This is a genomic window from Streptomyces sp. NBC_01485 (genome assembly GCF_036227125.1).
GTDB lineage: Bacteria > Actinomycetota > Actinomycetes > Streptomycetales > Streptomycetaceae > Streptomyces.
Genome location: NZ_CP109435.1, coordinates 7,982,093 through 8,004,556, shown reverse-complemented (window position 1 = coordinate 8,004,556; position 22,464 = coordinate 7,982,093). Strand labels below are relative to the sequence as shown.

The window sequence follows — 22,464 nt, the reverse complement described above, 5'->3', positions numbered from 1 at the left end:
GTAACGCTCAGGAAGTGGACTGACATGACATCGATGCAGCTTGGCCTGATCGGTCTCGGCAAGATGGGCGGCAACATGCGCGAACGCATCCGCCACGCCGGCCACACCGTCGTCGGCTACGACCGCGACCCCGCGCTCTCCGACGTCAAGGACCTCACCGAACTCGTCGGGCGGTTGCAGGCGCCCCGCATCGTCTGGGTGATGGTGCCGGCCGGCGCCGCCACGCAGTCGACCGTCGACGAACTCGCCGGGCTGCTGGAGCCGGGCGACGTCGTCGTGGACGGCGGCAACTCCCGCTGGACGGACGACGAGAAGCACGCCCAGGAGCTCGGCGCCAACGGCATCGGCTTCGTCGACGCCGGTGTCTCCGGCGGCGTCTGGGGCCTCCAGAACGGGTACGCCCTGATGGTCGGCGGCGACAAGGAGCACGTCGACCGGCTCCAGCCGATCTTCGAGGCGCTCAAGCCGGAGGGCCCGTACGGCTATGTCCACGCGGGCAGGGTCGGCGCGGGGCACTTCTCGAAGATGGTCCACAACGGCATCGAGTACGCCATGATGCAGGCCTACGCCGAGGGCTGGGAACTGCTGGAGAAGGTCGACTCGGTGGAGAACGTGCGCGAGGTCTTCCGGTCCTGGCAGGAGGGCACGGTCATCCGTTCCTGGCTGCTCGACCTGGCCGTCAACGCCCTTGACGAGGACACCCACCTGGACAAGCTGCGCGGCTACGCGGAGGACTCCGGGGAGGGCAGGTGGACCGTCGAGGCCGCCATCGACAACTCCGTACCGCTGCCCGCCATCACGGCGTCCCTCTTCGCGCGGTTCGCGTCCCGGCAGGACGACTCGCCGCAGATGAAGATGATCGCGGCGCTGCGCAACCAGTTCGGCGGCCATGCCGTCGAGTCGGCGGAGGAGTAGTGAGCGAGGGCCGTTGGGGATCCTCTGGAGATCGGCCGGCGCGCCGACCGGGTGCGCGCCCGGATGGACGCGGCGCTCGCGCGCGGCGACGGTGACGTCGTCGTCCTCGTCGCCCACGCCCATTCCCTACGGATTCTGACGGCCCGTCGGCTCGGACTCCCGCCCGCCGAGGGGCGGTTGTTTCCGTTGGCGACGGTCACGGTCAGCCGGCTGTCGACCGAGCGCGGCGACCCCGTGATCGCCGAACGGAACGTGCGGGCCTAGCCTGTTGACACCGTTCGGCGAGGCCCGCCAGAGTCGCGGCTGATGGAGATCAACGATCTGACACCGGCCGAACAGCGGATCTGGCGGGCCTTCGCCACGGGAGCGACCGTGGACTTCCGCCCACAGGGCGACGAGAACGGCCCCGACAGTCCCGGCATCCCCTACGGTCCCGAACGGACCGTCCGGGCGGTCGTGTTGCGGGCCTTGCTCCTCAACGGCCCCCGGGAACCAGGGGAGATAGCGGCCCTCAAGCTCTTGGGGGCGCGGATCACGGGCCGGCTCGACCTGCGGCGAGCGGTCGTCGACAGCATGATCCGCCTCGGCCACTGCCGCTTCGACGAGGCCCCACGACTGGGCGGCGCCCAGCTCAACTACGTCAGCCTGCGCGACTCCGAGCTGCCCGGTCTGGGCGCGGCGCACTCCCGCATCGACGGCGGACTGCGGCTGACCCGCTGCCGTATCAGCGGCCCGGTGCACCTCAGCAGAGCGCAGATCCAGGGCGCGTTGTACCTAGACGGGGCGGTCATCGCCGTAGCGGACAGCGCCGTGGCGGACGCCCTCGTGGCGGACTCCGCGCAGCCCGTCCTCCAGCTCAACCAGATCTCCATCGACGACGACCTGTGCGCGCGGGGCCTGCGCGCCCACGGGCTGATCCGGCTCGACGGCGCCACCGTCGCCCGCTCGCTCGACCTGGAGGACGCCGAGCTGAGCAACCCCGGCGCGCACGTGCTGGACGCGGAGTCCCTCCAGGTGGGCGCCAACCTGCTGGGCCGTCGGCTGCGTTCGCACGGCCGGATCGATCTGCGCGGCGCCCGCGTCCCCGGCCGGGTGGACCTGCTGCGCTCGACGCTCTCCAACCCTGGTGACACCGCGCTGCGCGCCAGCAGTTGCGTGATCGGCGAGCTGTGGCTGCGCGAGGGCGCCCAGATCGAGGGCAGGCTGAATCTGCGGCGCGCCGAGATCAACCAGCTCCACCTGGAACCGGAGATGCTCCCCGACGAGGTCCGTCTCCTCGACCTCACCTACACCTTCCTCACCCCGCACGAGCCGGCCGAACGCCGGCTGCCGATGCTGGAGCGCGACGGGGGCGGCTTCGACCCGCACGGCTACGAGCAGCTCACCGCCGCGTACCGGCGCATCGGCGACGACCAGGCCGCCCGGCTCGTCCAGCTCGCCAAGCAGCGCCGTCGCCGGTCCACGCTGCCCTGGTACGGGAAGGTGTGGGGCCGTCTCCAGGACGCCGCCGTCGGCTACGGCTTCCGTCCGCTGCGTGCCGCCGTCTGGCTGCTGTCGCTGCTCGCCATCGGCTCGATCGCGTACGCGGGACACCACCCGCCCGCGCTCAAGGCGGGCGAGGCGCCCGACTTCAACCCGGTCTTCTACACCCTCGACCTGCTGCTGCCGGTGATCTCCTTCGGGCAGGAGAGCGCGTTCGCGCCGACCGGCTGGTACCAGACGCTGTCCTACGTCCTCATCGTCACCGGCTGGATCCTGGCCACGACGGTCGTCGCCGGTGTGACCAGGACGGTCAGCCGGCAGTAGGCCGGGCCGGGCAAGTCAGGTCAGCGCCCTGCGTGCTGGGCGGCCAGCCGCACCGGCGCGTTGGCGGCGCCGTAGCCCTGGTAGCCGCCGTCACGCTGGACGAGTTCGAGGAAGACGCGGCCCACGGTGTGCGTGTAGCAGTGGCGGAAAACGCCGTGCGCGTCGCGGTCGTAGAGGATGCCGAGGTCGCGGTAGGTCTCCAGCTCGCCGTCGGCGAACTCGTAGCGGGCCGCGAGGTCGTCGTAGTAGTTCGCGGGGATCCGCAGCAGACGGGCCCCGGCCGCGATGAAGCGGCGGGCCGCGCCCACCACGTCGTCGGTGGCCAGCGCGATGTGCCGCGCGTGCGCGGTGCCGTCGCCGGGGGCCGCGCCGACGGTGAGCGGAAAGCGGACGCCGCCGTCGGCGCTGACGACGGCACGGCTGCGCAGCAGGCCGTAGGGATCGGCGACGTCGACGCTCTCCTGTGCGTCCAGCCCGAGAACACCGCGGTGGAAGAGCACCGCCTCGTCGAAGTGATGCCAGGGCTGAGTGAGCGCCACGTGGTCGATACGGAAGTCCGCCCGGGCTGTGGGGGTGTGCGGTGCGGGCTCGAAGTCGGTGCGCCAGTTGGGGAGTTCGGGGCGGTCTGTGGCGCACAGGAAGAGTTCGGTGCCGTCGGGGGCGGCCACGGCGTCGAGCGGGGCGTCCTCGGGGGCGCGGCGGCGGGGCAGGACGGGGGCGAGCAGGGCCTCGGCGCGGCGGGCGGCGGCGGCCGGGTCCGGTGACTCCAGGCCGATCGCGGCGAGGGTGGTGCCGTCACGGCGGGCGGCCGGGCCGGTGTTGACCAGGATGCGGGCCTCGCCCTGCTCCCACAGCTCGACCGGTTTGCCGCGGTGGCGGGCGGTGCGGGCGAAGCCGAGGCCGGTGAGGAGGGCGACGACGGGTTCGGCGTCGTGGGTGACCAGTTCGGCGAAGGCGACGCCGGTCGGGGCGGCGGGCGCGGGCAGCGCCTCGATACCGGCCTCCTCCTGGAGGATCAGCAGGGAGCGGCGGGCGTCCACGGCGGTCGGGCCGGCCTCGGCCTGCCGGAAGACGTCGTTGAAGACCTCCAGGGAGAGCGGGCCGTCGTAGCCGGTGCACAGTACGTGTTTCACCAGCCCGGCGACGTCGAAGCCGCCCTGGCCGGGGAAGCAGCGGTGGTGGCGGCTCCACTGCAGGACGTCCATGCCGAGCAGCGGGGCGTCGGCCAGTTGGAGGAAGAAGATCTTCTCGCCGGGTATGTCCTCGATGCCTTCGAGGTTCTTGGGGTCGGAGTCTCGGGAGAGGATGTGGAAGCTGTCCAGGCAGGTGCCGAGCGCGGGGTGGTCGGCGGTCTCGACGATGCGCCAGGCGTGGTCGTACGTGCTGACGTGCCGTCCCCAGGCGAGTGCCTCGTAGGCGACGCGGACGCCGAAGTCCTGGGCGAGGTCGGCCAGTTGGCTCAGTTGCGCGGCGGCGAGGGCGTCGTCGTCCTCGGCGAGCGGGGAGACGCTGGAGCAGACGAGGACGGTGTCCGCGCCGAGCCGGCCCATCAGCTCGAACTTGTGCCGGGCGCGGCGCAGGTTGCGGGCGAACTCCCCGGCGGGCACGGCCTCCATGTCCCGCATCGGCTGGTAGAGGTCGATGGTGAGGCCGAGGTCGGCGCAGCGGGCGCGGACCTCCTCCGGGGTGAGGGGGCTCGCCAGCAGGTCGTTCTCGAAGATCTCGACGCCGTCGAAACCGGCCCGGGCGGCGGCCGTGAGCTTCTCGGTGAGGGATCCGCTGAGGGAGACGGTGGCTATGGACGTCCGCACGGTCGTGCTCCTTCGGGGGCTGTGCCTGGGCCTGAGCAGGGTCCTGTGCCGGGGGCTGTGCCGCGCCCCGGGGGCGCGGGGCAGTGCCGGGGGCTGTGCCGCGCCCCGGAGGCGCGGGGCGTGACGTCCTGCGGCTCCGCCGCGTGGGCGCGGCCGACCGCGGACGGCCCGCGGCTGTCATACGGCGGCTGTCATACGGCGGCTGTCATACGGAGTGCTCCGCCACGCGGGCCAGCTCCGCGAAGTCGGCCAGCATGCTGACGCTGTCGGGCTCACGGCCGGTGAACAGACGGAAGGCGTCCGCGGCCTGGAAGACGGCCATTCCGCCGCCGTCGAGAGTGGCGCAGCCCACCGCGCGGGCGGTGCGCAACAGTTCGGTCTCCAGGGGGCGGTAGACGACCTCGGCGACCCACAGACCCGGGCGCAGCAGTTCCGCGGGGAAGGGCAGGCCGGGGTGGGCAGCCATGCCGGTGGGGGTGGCGTGCACGATGCCGTCGGCCCGCGCGAGCAGGTCGGCCAGCCGGTCCGGGGTGGCGGACGCGGCCCGGCCGGGCCCGAAGTGGCGGTTCAGGGCGTCGGCGAGGTCCGCGGCCCGGTCGGGCAGCGCGTCGACGACGGTGACCTGCCCGGCGCCGAGGGTGAGCATGGCGTGTGCGACGGCCACGCCCGCACCGCCCGCGCCCAGTTGCACGACCCGCTCCAGCGGGACGTCCGGCAGGCCGCGCGCGAAGGAGGCGGCGAAGCCGGTGACGTCCGTGTTGTGGCCGACGGCCCGGCCGTCCTCGAAGACGACGGTGTTGACCGCGCCGAGCGCCTCGGCCTGCGCGGAGAGCCCGTCGAGGTGCGGGATGACCAACTGCTTGCACGGATGCGTGATGTTGAGCCCGTCGAAGCCGAGTTCGCGCGCGCCGCGCACCAGGTCGCCCACCGCCTCGGGGGCGACCCCGAGCACGTCGATGTCGACCAGTCGGTACAGATAGCGCAGCCCCTGCCGGTCGGCCTCCCGCTCGTGCAGCGCCGGGCTGAGGGACGGGCCGATGCCGGAACCGATCAGCCCGACGAGATACGAGTCCTTGGAGACGACGGTCACGGCGGACCTCCTGATCGACTGACTGACGGCTGACTGACGGCTGACTGACGGAGCTGACGGAGCTGACGAACGACTGCCTGACGGCTGCCCGACGGCTGTCTGACGGACGGCGGGGCGGGCTAATGTACGAACTGGTGAGTTAGTCATACACCGAGAGTGGTCCGAGGGGAAGCCCTTCTACAATCGCGGCACTGCACCCGCGCCACCCGAAGGAACCCGAAGGAACCCGATGACCAGCGTCGACGAACCGGAACGACCGAACGGGCGGACCCGTGACGCCGCCCGCACCCAGGCCGAGATCCTCGACGTGGCGACCCGGGAGTTCGCCCGGGTCGGCTACGCCGGGGCCCGGGTGGACGACATCGCCGCCCGTACCAGCACCACGAAGCGGATGATCTACTACTACTTCGGCGGCAAGGAGCAGTTGTTCACCGCCGTCCTGGAGCGGGCGTACGGCGTGATCCGGGAGGCCGAGCAGCGGCTCGACGTCGAGCACCTCGACCCGGTCGCGGCCATCCGCCGGCTGGCGGAGCTGACCTTCGACCACCACGAGCAGCACCCCGACTTCATCCGCCTGGTGAGCATCGAGAACATCCACGAGGCCGAGCACATCGCCGCCTCCGAGAAGCTGGGCCGGATCGGCTCCCCCGCGCTCGACGTGATCCGCCGCATCCTGACCTCCGGGCAGGAGTCCGGCCTGTTCACGGCCGAGGTGGACGCCGTCGACCTGCACGCGATGATCAGCTCGTTCTGCTTCTTCCGGGTGGCCAACCGGTACACCTTCGGGGCGCTGTTCGGCCGCGACCTGGTCGACCCGGCCCAGCGCGAGCACTACCGCACCATGCTCGGCGACATGGTGATCGCCTATCTGACGGCCGAGCGGACGGCGGGGCGACCGACGAGGCGGACACCACGGCCGACGATGGAGCGGACGACAGGGTGCGCGACCTCTTGACACCCGGGAAACAACGGCGCAACATCCGTAGCCATCCGCTACGAACTACCCAGTGAGTTAATTAGCCGGGCGGACACCCGCATCCGGCACGGCCGACCGTCCCGACACCCCTGGGATCCGGCACTTCTCCCCATCGCTCACTCCGCGCCATGCCGGAGTTCCCCCGAAGGAGCACGCCGTGTCCGTCCCCGCCGCGCCCCGCGACACCGCCGCACCCCCCGGCCAGCCGAAGAAAGCCGCCACGGCGGCCTGGATCGGCAGCGCTCTGGAGTACTACGACTTCTTCATCTACGGCAGTGCGGCAGCCCTGATCTTCCCGAAGGTCTTCTTCGACGAGTCCGACCCGGCCACCGCGACCCTGCTGTCACTGGCCACGTTCGGCGTCGCCTACGCGGCCCGTCCCGTCGGCGCGCTGTTCCTCGGACACTTCGGCGACCGGGTGGGCCGTAAGCAGATCATGGTCTTCACGCTGATCCTGATGGGCGTCTCGACGTTCCTCATCGGCTGTCTGCCCACCCGCGACCAGGTCGGCACCCTCGCCCCCGTCCTGCTGGTGCTGTGCCGGGTCCTGCAGGGGATCTCGGCGGCCGGGGAGCACGCCAGCGCCAACTCGATGACGCTGGAGCACGCGCCGCCGCACCGGCGCGGCTTCTTCACCAGTTTCACCCTCGGCGGCACGCAGGGCGGCCAGTTGCTCGCCACGCTCGTCTTCATCCCGATCGCGGCGCTGCCCGAGGACCAGTTGCTGTCCTGGGGCTGGCGGGTGCCGTTCTGGCTGAGCATCGCGGTCGCGGGCGTCGGCTACGTCATCCGGCGCAAGCTGGACGAGACTCCGGCCTTCGCCGCCCAGCAGGCCTCCGGCGAGGTCGTGAAGATGCCCCTGGTGGTGCTGCTGCGCGAGCACTGGGCGGACGTGCTGCGGGTGATCGCGGGCGCGCTGGTCGCCACGGTCAGCACGATCTTCACGGTGTGGGCGCTGGCGTACGCGACGAGCGACTCGGTCGGCATGAGCCGCTCCTCCATGCTGTGGGTGGGTGCGCTGGCCAACCTGGTCGCGCTGGCCGCCATCCCCCTGTGGGCCACGCTGTCGGACCGCATCGGCCGCCGCCCGGTGTACCTGATCGGCGCGGCCGGCAGCGCGGTGACGATGTTCGCCTACCTGTGGGCGATCTCCACCGGCTCCTACCCGCTGACGATGCTCCTGGGCGTCCTCGCCTTCGGCGTGGTCTACAGCGCGGCGAACGGCGTGTGGCCCTCCTTCTACGGCGAGATGTTCCCCACCCGCGTCCGGCTGTCCGGCACGGCGATCGGCACCCAGATCGGCTTCGCCGTGGCCGGCTTCGCGGTCACCTTCGCCGCACAGATCGCGGGCCCGGACGGCGACGACTGGTCCTCGGTCGCCCTCTTCACGGCGGCGCTGTGCGTCCCACCGGTGATCGCGGCCCTGACGGCCCGGGAAACGGTGAAGGTCCCGACGGAACTGCTCGGCGAGCGGCACGTACAGAAGGCGCCCCAGCCGGAGACGGTCACGGCCTGACCCGCCCCCATCTCCCGACCTCCCTGGCCCCCGGACGCCTTCGCGGCCCCGGGGGCCGGTGCGTCAGCCGCCGTCCACGCCCTTCGGAATGCCGTACGCCCGCTCGACCCGCAGGCGCAGCACCAGCCGGCGGTCCCGGACCATGGCGGCGCGGTAGTCCTCCCAGTCGGGGTGCTCGCCCAGGACGTCGCGGTAGAGGCGGATCAGTTCCTCGACCGTGGCGTCGTAGGGGTCCGCGGCGACCGGCGTGAGGTCGGCGCTGGCCTCGGCGACCGTGTAGGCGCGGTGGTCAGGGGCGGTCACATGGTACGAGGCCCGGGGATCGCGGCGCAGGTTGCGGGTCTTGGCGCGGTCGTCCGTGACGGAGATCCGGATGACGCCATCGTCCGGGTAGTAGTGGTGGCTGACGTTCGACAACTGGGGGCGACCGTCACGCTTGAGAGTGACCAGCACTCCGCTGCGGCCGTCGGAGAGCAACGCGAGCAGTGCGTTCTGCGTCGTGTCGTGAGTCATGCCCCGCACAACCCGCACGCCCCGGAGCGCATTCCCCCTCGGACACTGCCGAGCCGTACCCCGAGTCGTGGACGTCCCGGCCCTCGTTCCCCTTCCGGCGGTCCCCCGGCTGGTGGAAGCGACGCAACGCACACCGGTCAGGGTGCCGAAAGGGGTCCGTACACGCGTTCCCTACGCGACCATGAGGTCTGAGGTCGTCCGGGCGGGGTAGGCCGGGACCGCACCTTGATCGAGCGCACCGGAGGAGAACGATGGCACTGCTGCGGCAAGAGGTCGACCCGAGCGAGGTCGGGCTGGACGCGAAGGCGCTGGACCGTCTCGACCAGCACGTCGCCCACTATGTCGACGAGGGGCGCCTGCCCGGATTCCTCGTGGCCGTCTCGCGTGGCGGCCGGGTCGCACACCTCACCGCGCACGGCCGTCGTGACGTCGCCGCCGGGCTGCCCGTCGAGGCCGACACCCTCTACCGGATCTACTCGATGACCAAGCCGGTCACCTCGGTCGCCGCGCTGATACTGATGGAGGAGGGCAGACTGCGGCTCGACGACCCGGTCGCCGACCACCTCCCGGCCTTCGCCGACCAGCGGGTCTACGTGGGCGGCTCCGGCGCCGGCGTCACCACCCGCCCGGTCGAGCAACCGCTGCTCGTGAAGCACCTGATGACCCATACCTCGGGCCTGACCTTCGCCTTCTACCACTGCCACCCCGTCGACGCGCTCTACCGCGAGGCCGGCCTGGAGTCTGCGGTGCTGCCGGGCTCGGACCTGGCCAGGACGGTGGAGGCGTACGCGCGGCTGCCGTTGCAGTTCGAGCCGGGCACCCAGTGGAACTACTCGGTGTCCACCAACGTCCTGGGCCGGATCATCGAGGTCGTCTCCGGGCAGCCCCTGGACGAGTTCATCGCCGAGCGCGTCTTCCGCCCGCTCGGCATGCCGGACGCCGGTTTCCAGGTCACGGACGAACAGGCCGGCCGGCTGGCGGAGCTGTACGGCGGCACCGACGACGGCGGTATCGAGCCGATCCTGGGCCTGCCGCTGTTCGGCCGGCCGCGCTTCCTGTCGGGCAGCGGCGGTATGGTGGCGACCGCATACGATATCCACCGTTTCAGTGAGCTGCTGCGCCGCCGCGGCGAACTCGACGGCGTCCGTCTTCTCGCCCCGGAGACGGTCGACCTGATGACCCGCAACCACCTCCCCGGCGGCGCCGACCTGCGCACCTTCGGCAGCCGCCCCGCGCACGACAAGCCCGGCAACGACGGCGTCGGCTTCGGCCTCGGCGTCTCCGTGGTCACCGACCCGGACCGCACCCAGGCCCCCTCGGGCCTCGGCACCTACGGTTGGACCGGCGTCGCCACGACGACGTTCTGGGTCGACCCGGCCCACGACGTGACCGTCCAGTTCCTCACCCAACTGAGGCCGCGAAGGCCGCTCGAGCTCTACCCCGACCTCAAACGCCTGGTCCATGAGGCGCTGACCGACTAGGACAGGCCCCAGGACGGACCGGGCAGGTCACCGGCGCCGAGCCGGAGGCGGTAGCGCACGCCCGGACGTCCCGCGACGGTGACGTCGTCCACGGCGGTGAACCCGGTACGGGTCAGCACCGCCATGGACGCCAGGTTGTCATGGGTGGTGACGGCGGTGAGCGCGGACAGCCCGTACACCTCAGCGGCCAGTCGGCAGATCTCCCGCACCGCGCCCGTCGCCACGCCCCGGCCCGCGGCGCGCTCTGCGATCCGGTAGCCGAGTTCGGCGCTCCCGTCCTCGACGTCCACCAGGTTGACCCGGCCCAGCAGTTCGCCCTCCTCGGACACCACGACATGGAAGTGGCAGATCCCGGCGTCCTGTTCGGCCAGCCGAGCGCGGTGCCGGGCGGAGAACTCGGCGAAGTACGCGTCGCCCCGGTCCGACACGGTCCGCGCGAAGTAGCTCCGGTTCTCCCGCTCGAAGGCCAGCAGGGCGTCCACATGATCGGCCCGCAGCCGTTCCACCTTGAACATGCCGTACGACGATACCCGGGCAACGTCGGCCGATCGGTCAGTCGTCGACGCGCACCGTGAACTCCAGTCCCTCCGCGCCGAGTTCGCGCAGCCACTGCTGCGAGCGCTCCGCCGTCCCGGCCGCCCGGCCCAGTCCCGGCGGCAGCGAGCCGTCCAGGATGTGCCGGACGCCGAGGGCGAGGGGCCGGGACACGCAGCGGGCCATCGCGCTCTCCTCCTGGTCGCCCTCCAGGTCCAGCAGGCAACTACCCGACCACGTACGGCCGTTGTCCGTCTCCACGTCGAGCGACACGGCCAGGACCACGCGGTCGTGGTCGGCGTCCGTGGTGGGGTAGGTGGCCGCCAACTCCCGTGCCAGGGCGGCGATCCGGGCGTCGTCGCCCGCCTTCAGCTCCTCGAACACCGCGTCCCAGGCGCGCAGCCAGCCGTCAAGGCGCAGGGTGCCGCGCACGAAGGTCCGCGGCTTCCAGGCCTGCGGCAGTCCGTACTGCTCGATGAAGGGGACGCTGTCGCGGTTGGGGTAGACCTCGAAGATCTCGCCGTCGACGCGGTGTCCGCGCGTGGCCTCCCACGGCCGGTCGACCACGGTCTCGGTGCCGTCCTCGACGTGCCGCGCGGGCGAGCGCAGCGCGTTGAGGACGCCGAGGGGCGCCCAACTGAAGCGGTACCTGAAGTCGTTGGGGACGGCGGGGATGCCGCCGCAGTACGAGGTGAGCCGGTACGAGGCCGCCGTGTCGTCGCCGATCGCCTCCCGGGCGCGGGCGACGAGGCTGTGCGCGAAGAGGTGGTCGATGCCCGGGTCGAGTCCGGCCTCGGTGAGGACGACGAGCCCGGCCTCGGCGGCGGCCGGCGCCTGTTCCAGGACCGGGTCCGACACATAGCTGGAGCAGGCGAAGTGGGCCTGACGGGCCACGCACGCCGACAGCAGCGGGGCGTGTTCGGGCGCGGGCAGCATCGACACGACGACGTCCCCGGGGGCCAGTTCGGCCGTGAGCGCGTCGAGGGTGTACGCGCGCGGCTCGGCGCGTCCGGTCAGGCCCAGCCCGTCCAGCGCCCGCGCCGCCCGCTCCACCGTGCGGTGCCACAGCCGTACCCGGCCGGTACGCGCGCACAGGTCGGCGAGGCCGCTGCCGGTGGAGAGGCCGGCGCCGACCCAGTGGACGGTGCCGGTCGCGGGAACGAGGTCAGACACGGCCGAACTCCCCTTCTGTCACGCCGAGTTCACGGGCTGCCGCCTCACGGAACCGGTCCAGGCAGCGCCCCCACGGCCCGCCGACACCACCGGTGACGCCGTCGCCGTCGTCGACACCGAAGTCCAGCAGGTGGGGCGTCAGGTCCGCCGAGAAGTCGGCGCTGGACTCGCGCGGCAGCAGGGACGGCAGGTTGTCGATGGCGATCAGGTCGAGCGGGGGCTCCTTGCGCAGGCGGCGCACCGGGTCCGTCCACTCGGTGGTGCGGTCGTACACCGGCAGGACGTTGAGGGGCGAGCCGACGTCGCAGGTGACGTCGGAGAGGGTGCGCAGCCGGCGGGCCGGGTCGTCGAGGTCCGCCTCACGGACGAACGGCGGTACCGGGGTCGTGGCGAGGACGCAGTTGACCATCACGTCGTGGGCCAGCAGGGCGGCGCGGTCCAGGTCGCGGGTCTCGGCCAGGTCCCAGCAGGTGGGGTCGGAGCCGGCGACGGCGAACGCGGCACGTGCGCCCCGGCCGCTGCGGCCCAGGGCGCCGACGACGAGCGCGGTGAACTCCTCGTCGCCGGGGGCGGGGCGCAGCGTCTCGTCCAACTCGCCCTTCTCCGTGGGACGCAGGGGGGCGACGAGCCTGCCCCGGTGCTGGAGGACCGCCAGCGCCGCGCCCAGGTAGCCCGCCCAGAAGCCGAAGGCGGCGAGGCGGCGCCCGTGGTCGTCGGCCAGGTACTCCAGGTCGAGCAGCGCCCCGCCCCCGGCGGCGAACCGGCGCAACAGGGCTGCGGCGCCCGGCTGTTGCTTGTAGGCGTGCCCGAAGAAGATATGCCGGTGCGTCAACTCACTTGGTTCGTCCGGGAGTTCCTTCAGGCCGAGGACGACCGTGTCGGGCGGCGCGGACGTCCAGGAGCCCGAGGGGACGATCCGGGCGCCGACGGCCTCGTACTCCCGGGTCGGGTGGACGCGCTGCGGGGAGTCCTCGACGGTCAGTCGCACGCCGGCCTCGACGAGGCGGCGGGCGTCGTCGGGGACGACCGGGGTGCGCCGTTCGGTGGTGCGGGTCTCGTGACGCAGCCACAGATGCGGTTCGGTCAGTTCGGTCATACGCGGTTGACCTCCGGACGCGGGGCGTCGTCCGCGAAGCGGTCGGCGCTCAGGGGGGTGACGTCCACGAAGGGTACGCGGCCGAGGTAGAGGTCGCGGACGACCTCGCCGACCGCCGGACCCTGGAGGAAACCGTGGCCGGAGAAGCCCGTCGCATACAGAAAACGGGATACCGAAGACGCCTCGCCGATCAGGGCGTTGTGGTCCGGGGTGACCTCGTACAGACCCGCCCAGCCGCCCGTGCGGCGCAGGTCGAGGACTGAGGGGGCGCGGCGCTCCAGGGCGGCGGCGAGGCGCGGGATCCACCGGTCGTGGGTGTCGGTGGCGAAGCCGGGGCGTTCGTCCGGGTCGGACATGCCGACCAGCAGGCCGGGGCCCTCGCGGTGGAAGTAGAGGGTGCTGGTGAAGTCGATGGTCATGGGGAGGTCCGGCGGGAGGGCGGGGACCGGTTCGGTGACCGCGATCTGGCGGCGCAGCGGCTCCACCGGCAGGTCCACGCCGGCCATCGCGCCGACGGCCCTGGACCAGGCGCCGGCCGCGCAGATCACCGTGTCCGTGGTGATCGGGCCGAGGGTGGTCCGCACGGCGGTGATGGCGGCGCCCTGCCGTTCGATGCCGGTGACGGCGGTGTGCCGCAGGATGCGGGCACCGCACTGGCGGGCGGCGGCCGCGTACCCGTGGACGACGGCTTCCGGTGTGCAGTGGCCGTCGTCGGGCGAGTACGCGGCCGCGAGTAACCCGTCGGTCCTGATCAGCGGGGAGAGGCGCTGCGCCTCGGCCGGGTCGATCAGCCGGCTGGGCACACCGAGCGCGTTCTGCCGCCGCACGCCCGTCTCGAAGGCGGCGACCTCCTGCGGGGTGGACAGCAGGAAGAGGTAGCCGACGCGGTGCAGCCCGATGTCGTGGCCGATCTCCTCGCCGAACCGTCCGAACGCCTCCAGGCTGCGCGCCCCGAGCTGGATGTTCAGCTCGTCGGAGAACTGGGCGCGCACGCCGCCCGCGGCCTTCGAGGTCGAGCCCGCGCCGAGTTCGTCGCGTTCGAGGAGCAGGACGTCACGGACGCCCGCGGCGGCGAGGTGGTAGGCGATGCTGGTGCCCATCACCCCGCCGCCGATGACGACGACCGAGGCATGTGTGTTCACGCGAGCGGCTCCTTTCGGCGGCGGCCCCGGCCCGTTCGCCGGTGCCGGGGCTGTCGTACGCCGTGACCGCCCTCATCCCTACCCGTCCGGGCGGTGGCGCGAAGCGCGCTCAGGACCAGTGGGCGACCGCGTCCAGGTGGGGCAGCCGGTGGTCCAGGCGCTCGCGCTTGGTGCGCAGGTAGGTGATGTTGTTCTCGCACGGCTCGATCAGCAGCGGCACTTCCTCGGCGACCAGGATGCCGTTGTGCACCAGCGCCTCGCGCTTGCGCGGGTTGTTCGACATCAGGCGGACCGAGCGCACGCCGAGGTCGCGCAGGATGTCGGCGGCCACCTTGTAGTCGCGGGCGTCCACCGGGAAGCCGAGCGCCACGTTCGCCTCGACCGTGTCCAGGCCCTCCGCCTGCAGCGCCATCGCCCGCAGCTTGCCCAGCAGCCCGATGCCGCGCCCCTCGTGCCCGCGCAGGTAGACGACTATGCCGCGGCCCTCGGCGACGACCGCGCGCAGCGCGGACTCCAACTGGTCGCCGCACTCGCAGTGCTGGGAGCCGAACGCGTCGCCGGTCAGGCACTCCGAGTGCAGCCGGGTCAGCACGTCCTCTTCGCCGATCTCCCCGTAGACCAGCGCGACCTGTTCGTCGCCGCGGTCGTGGTCCAGGTAGCCGACCGCCTGGAAATTGCCGTACACGGTGGGCAAAGGCGCATTCACCACGCGTTCCACACCGGTGCGCTGGGGGGTCTTCGTGCCGAGTACGCCAATTTTATCTGTCATGATCTGGTTCCTAAGCAGAGACGAAGGGCCGGGAAAAGATGAGTGGTTCGGAAATACGGTCGGCGGCGTCGGCGACGTACGGACTGGTGCCGACGGACACTACCGAAGACGTACGGACCCGGGGTGCCCGCGTCCCGTCACAGGTGGCGGTCCTTCCCGTCGGAAGCTTCGAACAGCACGGCGCGTACCTGCCGTTGGCCACGGACACACTGGTGGCCTGCGCCATCGCCCGGGAGATCGCCGAGGCGTACCCGGTGCACCTTCTTCCGCCGGTGACCATCGCCTGCTCGCACGAGCACGCGGCCTGGCCGGGGACCGTCAGCATCTCCTCCGTGACCCTTCACGCGGTGGTACGGGACATAGCGGCTTCCTTGCGCCGCTCGGGCGTCGAGGCCCTGGTGCTGGTCAACGGACACGGCGGGAACTACGTCCTGGGCAATGTCGTCCAGGAGTCCTCCGCCGCAGGTGAACGGATGGCGCTCTTCCCGGCCCCGGAGGACTGGGAGGCGGCGCTTCAGCGGTCCGGGGTCGAGACCTCGCTGCTCACCGACATGCACGCCGGGGAGATCGAGACCTCGATCCTGCTGCACGCCCACCCCGAACTCGTCCGGCCCGGTTACGAGTCGGCCGATTTCGTCGCGGACGACCGCCGTCATCTGCTCACACTGGGAATGTCCGCCTATACCGATTCGGGCGTCATCGGCCGTCCTTCCCTCGGTTCGGCGGAAAAGGGGAAGGAACTCCTGGCGAGCCTGGCGGATTCCTTCGGCGCGTATTTCACGCTGCTGACTTCGGCGGCCACGACGGCTGCGACGGTTTCCGCGACTTCCGTGACTTCTGCGACTTCCGCGGATTCGGAAACCGAAAAGGCCGACGCCGAAGCGGCCGACGCCGAAGCGGACGGCACCGCGGCGGGCGACTCCACGCGGTCGTCGTAGCGCCGCTCGCCACCCTCGGGGCGGATCGTTTCGTCGGCCACGGCAGGTGCCCGCAGGCCCGCGTACCAGCGGACGACCAGGACGACCGCCCCCGGCAGCGCCGCCACGAAGCTGAGCACGCCGTACACGACGGAGACCGCGAGGCCGGTGCTCGCGCCGAGTCCGGCGGCGCCGAACGCCCAGGCGGTGACGCCCTCGCGGGGGCCCCAGCCGCCGACGTTCAGCGGCAGGCCCATGGCGAGCAGGGCGAGTACGGCGATCGGCAGCAGCGCGAGGACGGACGCCCCGGAGCCGGCGACCCGGGCGGCCACCACGAACATGCCGAGGTGCCCGGTCAGCACGACCGCCGACGACACGGCGACGCCCGGCCCGTTGCGCCGCGACAGCAGCCCCTCGCGCGCCTCGGCCAGCGTCGCCCGCAACCGCCCGCTGCGGCGCGGCGCCGAGGAGTTCATGCGGACGGCGAGGAAGACGGCGAGCGCGCCCACACCGGCCAGCAGGACCAGCGGGGCGACCTGGCGGGCGTCCGCCATGACCGGGGACGGCAGCGTCAGCAGGACCGTTACGCCTGCCACGACCAGCACGAGCTGTCCCGCGGTGCGCTCCAGGACCACGGCCCGCACCCCGCGTCCGACGTCACCGGCGCTCTGCCCGTGCCGCACCGCGCGGTGCACGTCGCCCAGGACGCCGCCGGGCAGGGCCGCGTTGAGGAACAGGGAGCGGTAGTAGTCGGCGACGGCTGCGCCGAGCGGCAGCCGGATGCGCAGCGCGCGGGCGACCAGCGCCCACCGCCAGGCGCTGAACGCGGTGGTGACCGCGCCGATCCCGAGTGCCATCAGCAGTGTCGGCGCGTCGATCCGGCGCAGCCCGTCGAGGAAGACGCCGGTGCCCAGCCGCCACAGCAGGACGGTGAGGATGACGACGCCGGCGACGGTCCCGAAGTGGGTGCGGACGGCGCGGTTGCCGAGCAGGGCACGGAGCCGGGAGGGCTTCTTCGGGCGCTGTCCGGTGACGATGACCCCGATGCGGGCCTCGGACACGGCGGCGCCGGTGCGGGCCACCGACGGGCTGCGCAGGGGCCGTCGCAGCACCGGCCCGGCCCCCTCGCCCCACACCACGGGTGCCCCGGTCCCCACCCGTGGGCCCACCGTCTCCGCGCTCATCACGCCCCGCCCGTCGGCCGGGCCAGTGCCAGCAGGTCGCTGTGGTGGACGGTGACGTGCAGTTCGCCCGCCGCGCAGGCCGCCAGCCGGGCGGCCAGGTAGGACTCGGCGCGCTCGGCCAGTGCGGGGCGTTCCTCGACGGCCGCGCCGACCCAGCCGCGCAGCCACTGCGCGGTGAGGGCGGCGGTCTCGGGGCCGAGCCGCCAGGCGCTCGGGTGCACCTTGACGGTCGCGCCGTGGGCGGCGAACGCCTCGCAGGCCACGGTCACCGAGTCGGGGCCGAGGAGGCCGCCGCGCCGCTGGTGGTCGTTGAAGGCGGCGGCGATCTCCGCGTCCAGCGGGTCCGGCGCGCTGAGTTCGACGCGGCCGGCGACCGAGAGCGTCAGCAGCGCCGGGCAGCCCGCGCCCGCACAGGCCGCGGCGAGGGTCTCGACCTCCTCGCGGGTGAGGACGTCGAGCAGTGCGGACGCGGTGACCAGCGACGCGCCGAGCAGGGCGTCCGGGGTGAGCCGGGCGACGTCGCCGCGCCGCGTCTCGACGGTGACCCGGCTGCCGTCGGCGGCCGCCCGCGGGGAGGCGACGGCCGCGAAGTGCAGCAGGTAGGGGTCGCGGTCGTGCAGCACCCAGTGCTGGGCGCCGTCCAGCCGGGGGGCCAGCCAGCGGCCCATCGAGCCGGTGCCGCAGCCCAGGTCGTGGATGGTCAGCCCGCTGCGGCCGGGCAGGTTGGCGAGCCGGATCCGCAGCGGGTCCAGCAGCTCCATCGACCGGGCGGCGGCGTCGGCGGGCTCGCGCAGCTCCAGCCACTCGGGGGCGTACCGGGGCTGCTCGTCCGGCCCGCTGTCCCGCAGCCGCACGGTGGGCCGCTCACCGGGCCGGCCCACGGGACCGGCGCCGGCGATGACGGTCTGCGTGATGGTCTCCACGGCGGAAGCCACTGCCTCCGGCGCGGTGCCGATCCCTGCGGACTCGCCCGGAACCACGGCTTCCACCACGGCAACAGCCTCCGTCGGGCCCGGCTGTACCGGGATGCCGACCGTGCGCCGTGCCACGTCGGCCGGTGTCGCCGTCGTCTTCCTCATGCCGCCCTCCGGGGTTCGCGGGGAAGCCGGCCCAGGACGCCGGCCAGGCGCTGGGCGGTGGTCGCCCAGCCGTTCAGGGCCGCCCGGCGGCCCCGCGCGGCGGCCTTGAGCCGGCGCCGCACATCGGCCTCGCCGAACCAGCCGCGCAGTTCGGCCGCGAGGGCGGCCGGGTCCTCCGGCGGGACGAGGATGCCGGGGACACCGCCGTCGGGGGCGCGGCCGACCGCCTCGGGCAGCCCGCCGACGTCCGTCGCGAGGACGGGGATGCCACGGGCGAGCGCCTCGGTGACGGCCATGCCGTACGTCTCGGCGTAGGAGGTGAGGACCATCAGGTCGGCGGCGGCGTAGGCGGCGTCGAGCTGCGCGCCCGCCTTCGGGCCGGCCAGCTCCAGCCGGTCTTCGAGGCCGTACTTGGCGATCAGGCCGCGCAAGTGGGCGACGTACTCCGGGTCCTGCCCGAGGCCGCCCACGCACACGCAGCTCCACGGCAGGTCTCGCGCCGCGGCCAGCGCCTCGACCAGGCGGTGCTGGCCCTTGCGCGGGGTGACGGCGGCCACGCACAGCAGGCGGGAGACGCCGTCGGTGCCGGAGGCGAGGGGGGCGATGTCGGCGCCGGGGGCGGCGACGTGCACCCGCTCGGGGGCGAGGCCGTGGTGGGAGACGAGGCGGCGGACCGCCCAGTCGCTGGTGGCGACGACGGCGGGGACGGCCCGCAGCACGGCCCGCTCCTTGGCGTCGAGTTCGGCCGCCACCTCGGGCGCGATGCCCCGCTCGTCACCGAGCGGCAGGTGGACGAGGACGACCAGCCGCAGCCGCTCCGCCTCGGGGGCGATGATCTCCGGAACCCCGCAGGCGACCAGCCCGTCGAGCAGGACGACCGTGCCGTCGGGGAACTCCCGCAGCGTGCGCGCCAGATCGGCGCGGGCGGCAGCCTCCGGGCGGGGCCAGGAACCGGACACCAGGTGCTTGTGGACCTGCCAGCCGAAGCCGGGCAGATCCAGGCACAGGCGCCGGTCGTAGGCGTTGCCGCCGCTCGGGTTGGCCGTGTCGTCGACCCCGCCGGGCATCACGAAGTGCACGGAGCGCAGGGACATGGGGATGATCCCGCCGATCTTGGGAAGCGGCGCCTGTGCGGGAACGTACGCGAGCGAGGCCGTCTGCACGGTCTTCTCCAGGGTCACGTCGGTCACAGCGCACGCTCGTAACTCGCCCAGGCGACATGCGACTCGTGCAGCGTGACGGCGAGGGCGGCGATGCCCCGGGCGCCCTCGCCGAGCGCGCCCTTGCCGATCCGCTCCGCGAGCCGGTCGGCGATGACCTTGGCCAGGAATTCCGTCGACGTGTTGACCCCGGCGAAGTCGGGCTCGTTGTCGAGGTTGCGGTAGTTCAGCTCGCTGACCACGGCGCCGAGCTCCTGCGTGGCCAGCCCGATGTCGACGACGATGTTGTCGTCGTCCAGCTGCTCACGGCGGAAGGTGGCGTCCACGAGGAACGTTGCTCCGTGCAGGCGCTGCGCGGGTCCGAAGACCTCGCCGCGGAAGCTGTGGGCGATCATGATGTGATCGCGGACGGTGACACTGAACAACGGACGACCCTCCAGGTGCGGCGCCTCTGGTCCCCCGGCCGTTGGCCGCCGGGGGATACCTCCTAGTACGGCTCTTGGCTTCCCCCTGTTCAGACCCATCTCACTCTTTTCTCAGGTCAGGCGCTCTTGTTCAGATGTTCATACCTGACGCGGTGACACAGCGCCGGGATCTCGCCCGACGCGAGCTTGGGCATCACCTCGGGCAGCTCCTCGAAAGCGCTGTCCCCCGTGACCAGCGCGTCGAGCGCCGGGTCGGCCAGCAGCTCCAGGGCGAGGGCGAGCCGGTCGGCGTACGTACGACTGGCGCGGCGGGCCGGGGAGACGGTGCCGACCTGGCTGCTGCGGATGACCAGCCGCCGCGAGTGGAAGTCCTCGCCGAGCGCCAGGGAGACCTTCCGGTCGCCGTACCAGCTCAGTTCGAGGACCGTGCCCTCGGCCGACAGCAGCTCCAGGGACCGGGCGAGGCCCTGTTCGGTCGCGCTGGCGTGCACGACGAGGTCGAGGCCGCCGCGGGCGTCCTCGGGGGCGGCGAAGTCGACGCCCAGGGCCTCGGCGACCTTCGCCCGCGCCGGATCGGCGTCCACCAACTGGACGCGGACGCCGGGGAAGCGGGCCAGCAGCGCGGCCACCGAACAGCCGACCATGCCGCCGCCGACCACCGCGATCCGGTCACCGACCAGCGGCGCCGCGTCCCACAGCGCGTTGACGGCCGTCTCGACGGTGCCGGCGAGCACGGCGCGTTCGGCCGGCACCGAGTCCGGTACGACCGTCACCGCCGACGCCGGGACGACGTAGCGCGTCTGGTGCGGGTAGAGGCAGAAGACCGTACGCCCGACCAGTGCCGCCGGCCCCTCCTCCACCAGCCCGACGTTGAGGTAGCCGTACTTCACGGGCGCCGGGAAGTCGCCCTCCTGGTACGGCGCCCGCATGACCGCGTGCTGGCTGTCGGGCACTCCGCCGCGGAAGACGAGGGTCTCCGTGCCGCGACTGACGCCGGACCACAGCGAACGCACCAGGACCTCGCCCTCGGCCAGGGCCGGAAGGACCACATCGCGGATCTCTCCTTCACCCGGAGAGGTGACCCAGAACGCACGTGCGGTGATCGACATCCACATCCTCCTGAACGATCGGGAACCTGTTCACGTACCGAGGTGTGCACAGTCCGCGCACAGTACGCGGCACTGATCATCTCTGTCATCTGGCCGGAGGAACGTGCGGTGGCCCTGAACAACACTTACGGCGCAAGGCCGGTCCAGCAGGAGACCGCTGTGGGAGCGGGCGTTCAGATCCTGTTGCTGGCCCTGCTCGGCACGGCGATCGGCATGGGACCGGCGGGCTGGGTCACCGGTCTCGTCTTCGCCATCGCCACCTGGGCCGTGCTCTCCCGGGCGCTGCACCGCTCCAGCCTGCGCACGTTCGGCCCGGCCAACCGGGTCACGCTCGGCCGGGCGACGCTGGTCGGCGGGGTGACCGCCCTGGTCGCGGACTCCTTCGAGAGCGCGCCGCCGGTCACCCTCCTGGTCGGCCTGACGGCCGTGGCCCTGATCCTCGACGGCGTCGACGGCAAGGTCGCCCGGCGCACGAACACCTCGACGGCCCTGGGCGCGCGCTTCGACATGGAGGTCGACGCGTTCCTGATCCTGGTGCTCAGCGTGTACGTCTCGATGGCGCTGGGCCCGTGGGTCCTCCTCATCGGCGGCATGCGCTACGTCTTCGTCGCCGCGGCCCGGGTCGCCCCCTGGCTCAACGCCCCGCTCCCGCCCAGCACCGCCCGCAAGACGGTCGCCGCGCTCCAGGGCGTCCTCCTGCTCCTGGCGGGCGCGAACCTGCTGCCGTACGCGGCCAACTTCGCCGTCGTGCTGCTGGCACTGGGCTCGCTGGTGTGGTCCTTCGGCCGCGACGTGCTGTGGCTGTGGCGCACCTCGCGCACCGAGGCGGAGGCTCCGGCGGAGAAGGTGCTGGAGCTCGTGTAGCGGCAACCCGCTCGCGCGTCTCGCGCGTCTCGTGTGTAAGGCCCGGATCGAGTACGTGTACTCGTACTCGATCCGGGCCTTACGCATGCGTGGTGCCACGGCAGGGGGCTACGAGCGTGTCGGCCGCGTCCGTGCGACTGCGAAGGCGGCTGCCGCGAGGCCCAGGACGCCGACGACGAGCCCGGCGATGCCCAGTCCACGGGCGGTGGAGTCACTGGCGGAGGCGGCGGCGGAGACGGCGGGTTGGGGCTTGGTGGTCTCGGTGTTCCCGGCGCTCCCGGCGTTCTTGGTGCCGGCCGTGTCCTCCGTGTCCGCCGCCGCTGTCAGCTTCAGCACCGGTGCCGGGTTCTCCGGCTCGTCCGCTCCCGCCGCGGCCTCCTCGATCCAGCGGACGGTCTTGCCGTCGGAGTAGGTCTGGAGGGTCTTGAAGGCCAACTGGCCGGTGTCGTCGGGAAGCTGGCCGAAGGCGACGTCGAAGTCCTCGTACTGGCCGGCGCCGATCTTCCCGCCGGTCCAGGTGATTTCGGAGGCGGCCTCGGTGATGGTGCCGTCGTCGGTCTTGACCGGGGTCTTGAGCTTGGTGGTGGTCACCTTCGCGGTCCAGCCGTCCTGCGGGTGGACCAGCACGCCGAGCACGGGGTGGTCGGTGGGCAGGAAGACCTGGACCTTGGTGGTGCTCGCGGTGTCCTCCTCGTTGGGGACCCGGAAGCTGAGGACGCCGTCGGTGGCGCCCTTGGCATAGGTCTCGGGGTGGACGGTGACGTGCGCGGAGGCGACGCCGGCGGCGGTGAGGACCGCGGTGGCGGCCAGCACGGCGCCGAGACCGGCGCGGCGCAGGGTGAGGCGTGTCGTGGACATGGGTGGGTGATCTCCGTACCGGAAGAGTGTGGGTGCGCCAGACGTG

At 72.5% G+C, this 22,464-nt stretch carries 19 protein-coding genes and 3 pseudogenes; 8 read left to right on the top strand and 14 right to left on the bottom strand.

Going from position 1 to position 22,464, the window contains the following annotated elements:
- Nucleotides 1–33: 33 nt before the first annotated feature.
- The 3 genes and pseudogenes from gnd to OG352_RS35260 all read left to right on the top strand — a co-directional run bounded on the left by gnd (nt 34) and on the right by OG352_RS35260 (nt 2,721).
- Nucleotides 34–915 (top strand): phosphogluconate dehydrogenase (NAD(+)-dependent, decarboxylating), encoded by an 882-nt coding sequence (gene gnd, locus OG352_RS35270; RefSeq protein ID WP_329224080.1) that lies wholly within the window; start codon nt 34–36, stop codon nt 913–915.
- Between the two features lie 21 nt (nt 916–936).
- Nucleotides 937–1,179 (top strand): annotated as a pseudogene (locus OG352_RS35265) (histidine phosphatase family protein); the annotation flags it as partial.
- 42 nt (nt 1,180–1,221) lie between these two features.
- Nucleotides 1,222–2,721: a membrane-associated oxidoreductase gene (locus OG352_RS35260; RefSeq protein ID WP_329222514.1), complete on the top strand. Its 1,500-nt coding sequence runs from the start codon at nt 1,222–1,224 to the stop codon at nt 2,719–2,721.
- Between the two features lie 20 nt (nt 2,722–2,741).
- On the opposite strand, the gene OG352_RS35255 is transcribed toward OG352_RS35260, so the two are convergent.
- Complete coding sequence (locus OG352_RS35255) at nt 2,742–4,532, bottom strand: bifunctional sugar phosphate isomerase/epimerase/4-hydroxyphenylpyruvate dioxygenase family protein (RefSeq protein ID WP_329222513.1); 1,791 nt, start codon at nt 4,530–4,532, stop codon at nt 2,742–2,744.
- Nucleotides 4,533–4,737: 205 nt separating this feature from the next.
- A complete protein-coding gene (locus OG352_RS35250) occupies nt 4,738–5,622 on the bottom strand; it encodes a shikimate dehydrogenase (RefSeq protein ID WP_329222512.1) in 885 nt (294 codons plus the stop codon).
- Nucleotides 5,623–5,851: 229 nt separating this feature from the next.
- On the opposite strand from OG352_RS35250, the pseudogene OG352_RS35245 reads away from it, so the two are divergent.
- A pseudogene (locus tag OG352_RS35245) lies at nt 5,852–6,511 on the top strand (TetR/AcrR family transcriptional regulator); the annotation flags it as partial.
- A gap of 244 nt (nt 6,512–6,755) precedes the next feature.
- Complete coding sequence (locus OG352_RS35240; RefSeq protein ID WP_329222511.1) at nt 6,756–8,114, top strand: MFS transporter; 1,359 nt, start codon at nt 6,756–6,758, stop codon at nt 8,112–8,114.
- A 63-nt stretch (nt 8,115–8,177) separates the two neighbouring features.
- On the opposite strand, the gene OG352_RS35235 is transcribed toward OG352_RS35240, so the two are convergent.
- Entirely contained in the window at nt 8,178–8,627 is a 450-nt protein-coding gene (locus OG352_RS35235; protein ID WP_329222509.1) for a TIGR03618 family F420-dependent PPOX class oxidoreductase, read from the bottom strand.
- A 251-nt stretch (nt 8,628–8,878) separates the two neighbouring features.
- Here OG352_RS35235 and OG352_RS35230 point away from each other — a divergent pair, with 251 nt between their 5' ends.
- Nucleotides 8,879–10,108 carry a serine hydrolase domain-containing protein gene (locus OG352_RS35230; protein WP_329222507.1) on the top strand — a complete coding sequence of 410 codons (1,230 nt, stop codon included), beginning with the start codon at nt 8,879–8,881 and terminating at the stop codon, nt 10,106–10,108.
- Here OG352_RS35230 and OG352_RS35225 read toward each other — a convergent pair.
- From OG352_RS35225 to ribA, 5 genes are all read right to left on the bottom strand, one after another.
- Nucleotides 10,105–10,623 (bottom strand): GNAT family N-acetyltransferase, encoded by a 519-nt coding sequence (locus OG352_RS35225; RefSeq protein ID WP_329222506.1) that lies wholly within the window; start codon nt 10,621–10,623, stop codon nt 10,105–10,107. The two genes, OG352_RS35230 and OG352_RS35225, sit on opposite strands and share 4 nt — an antisense overlap.
- Before the next feature lie 37 nt (nt 10,624–10,660).
- Nucleotides 10,661–11,815 carry a saccharopine dehydrogenase family protein gene (locus OG352_RS35220; protein WP_329222505.1) on the bottom strand — a complete coding sequence of 385 codons (1,155 nt, stop codon included), beginning with the start codon at nt 11,813–11,815 and terminating at the stop codon, nt 10,661–10,663.
- Nucleotides 11,808–12,902: a saccharopine dehydrogenase gene (locus tag OG352_RS35215; protein WP_329224079.1), complete on the bottom strand. Its 1,095-nt coding sequence runs from the start codon at nt 12,900–12,902 to the stop codon at nt 11,808–11,810. Before OG352_RS35215 ends, OG352_RS35220 begins: the two co-directional genes overlap by 8 nt.
- Before the next feature lie 5 nt (nt 12,903–12,907).
- A complete protein-coding gene (locus OG352_RS35210) occupies nt 12,908–14,053 on the bottom strand; it encodes an NAD(P)/FAD-dependent oxidoreductase (RefSeq protein ID WP_329222504.1) in 1,146 nt (381 codons plus the stop codon).
- Between the two features lie 109 nt (nt 14,054–14,162).
- The gene (gene ribA, locus OG352_RS35205) at nt 14,163–14,822 is read right to left on the bottom strand and encodes a GTP cyclohydrolase II (protein WP_329222503.1); all 660 of its coding nucleotides are present in this window, start codon (nt 14,820–14,822) and stop codon (nt 14,163–14,165) included.
- A gap of 38 nt (nt 14,823–14,860) precedes the next feature.
- Between ribA and OG352_RS35200 the strand changes: the two genes are divergently transcribed.
- Nucleotides 14,861–15,760: a creatininase family protein gene (locus OG352_RS35200; protein WP_329222501.1), complete on the top strand. Its 900-nt coding sequence runs from the start codon at nt 14,861–14,863 to the stop codon at nt 15,758–15,760.
- Between the two features lie 149 nt (nt 15,761–15,909).
- Here the strand turns inward: OG352_RS35200 and OG352_RS35195 are convergent.
- The 5 genes and pseudogenes from OG352_RS35195 to OG352_RS35175 all read right to left on the bottom strand — a co-directional run.
- Nucleotides 15,910–16,923 (bottom strand): annotated as a pseudogene (locus OG352_RS35195) (lysylphosphatidylglycerol synthase transmembrane domain-containing protein); the annotation flags it as partial.
- Nucleotides 16,923–18,002 (bottom strand): trans-aconitate methyltransferase, encoded by a 1,080-nt coding sequence (locus OG352_RS35190; protein ID WP_329222500.1) that lies wholly within the window; start codon nt 18,000–18,002, stop codon nt 16,923–16,925. The gene OG352_RS35190 and the pseudogene OG352_RS35195, both read right to left, overlap by 1 nt.
- On the bottom strand, nt 17,999–19,192 hold the full coding sequence (locus OG352_RS35185) for a glycosyltransferase family 4 protein (RefSeq protein ID WP_329222499.1): 1,194 nt from the start codon (nt 19,190–19,192) through the stop codon (nt 17,999–18,001). Before OG352_RS35185 ends, OG352_RS35190 begins: the two co-directional genes overlap by 4 nt.
- Nucleotides 19,189–19,587 (bottom strand): 6-pyruvoyl trahydropterin synthase family protein, encoded by a 399-nt coding sequence (locus OG352_RS35180; protein ID WP_329222498.1) that lies wholly within the window; start codon nt 19,585–19,587, stop codon nt 19,189–19,191. The genes OG352_RS35185 and OG352_RS35180 overlap by 4 nt, the downstream gene beginning before the upstream one ends.
- Nucleotides 19,588–19,703: 116 nt before the next feature.
- Nucleotides 19,704–20,696 carry a zinc-dependent alcohol dehydrogenase gene (locus tag OG352_RS35175; protein WP_329222496.1) on the bottom strand — a complete coding sequence of 331 codons (993 nt, stop codon included), beginning with the start codon at nt 20,694–20,696 and terminating at the stop codon, nt 19,704–19,706.
- Between the two features lie 108 nt (nt 20,697–20,804).
- Here OG352_RS35175 and OG352_RS35170 point away from each other — a divergent pair, with 108 nt between their 5' ends.
- Nucleotides 20,805–21,560: a CDP-alcohol phosphatidyltransferase family protein gene (locus OG352_RS35170; RefSeq protein ID WP_329222495.1), complete on the top strand. Its 756-nt coding sequence runs from the start codon at nt 20,805–20,807 to the stop codon at nt 21,558–21,560.
- A gap of 108 nt (nt 21,561–21,668) precedes the next feature.
- Here OG352_RS35170 and OG352_RS35165 read toward each other — a convergent pair whose 3' ends face one another.
- A complete protein-coding gene (locus tag OG352_RS35165) occupies nt 21,669–22,418 on the bottom strand; it encodes a YcnI family copper-binding membrane protein (protein WP_329222493.1) in 750 nt (249 codons plus the stop codon).
- Nucleotides 22,419–22,464: the final 46 nt, after the last annotated feature.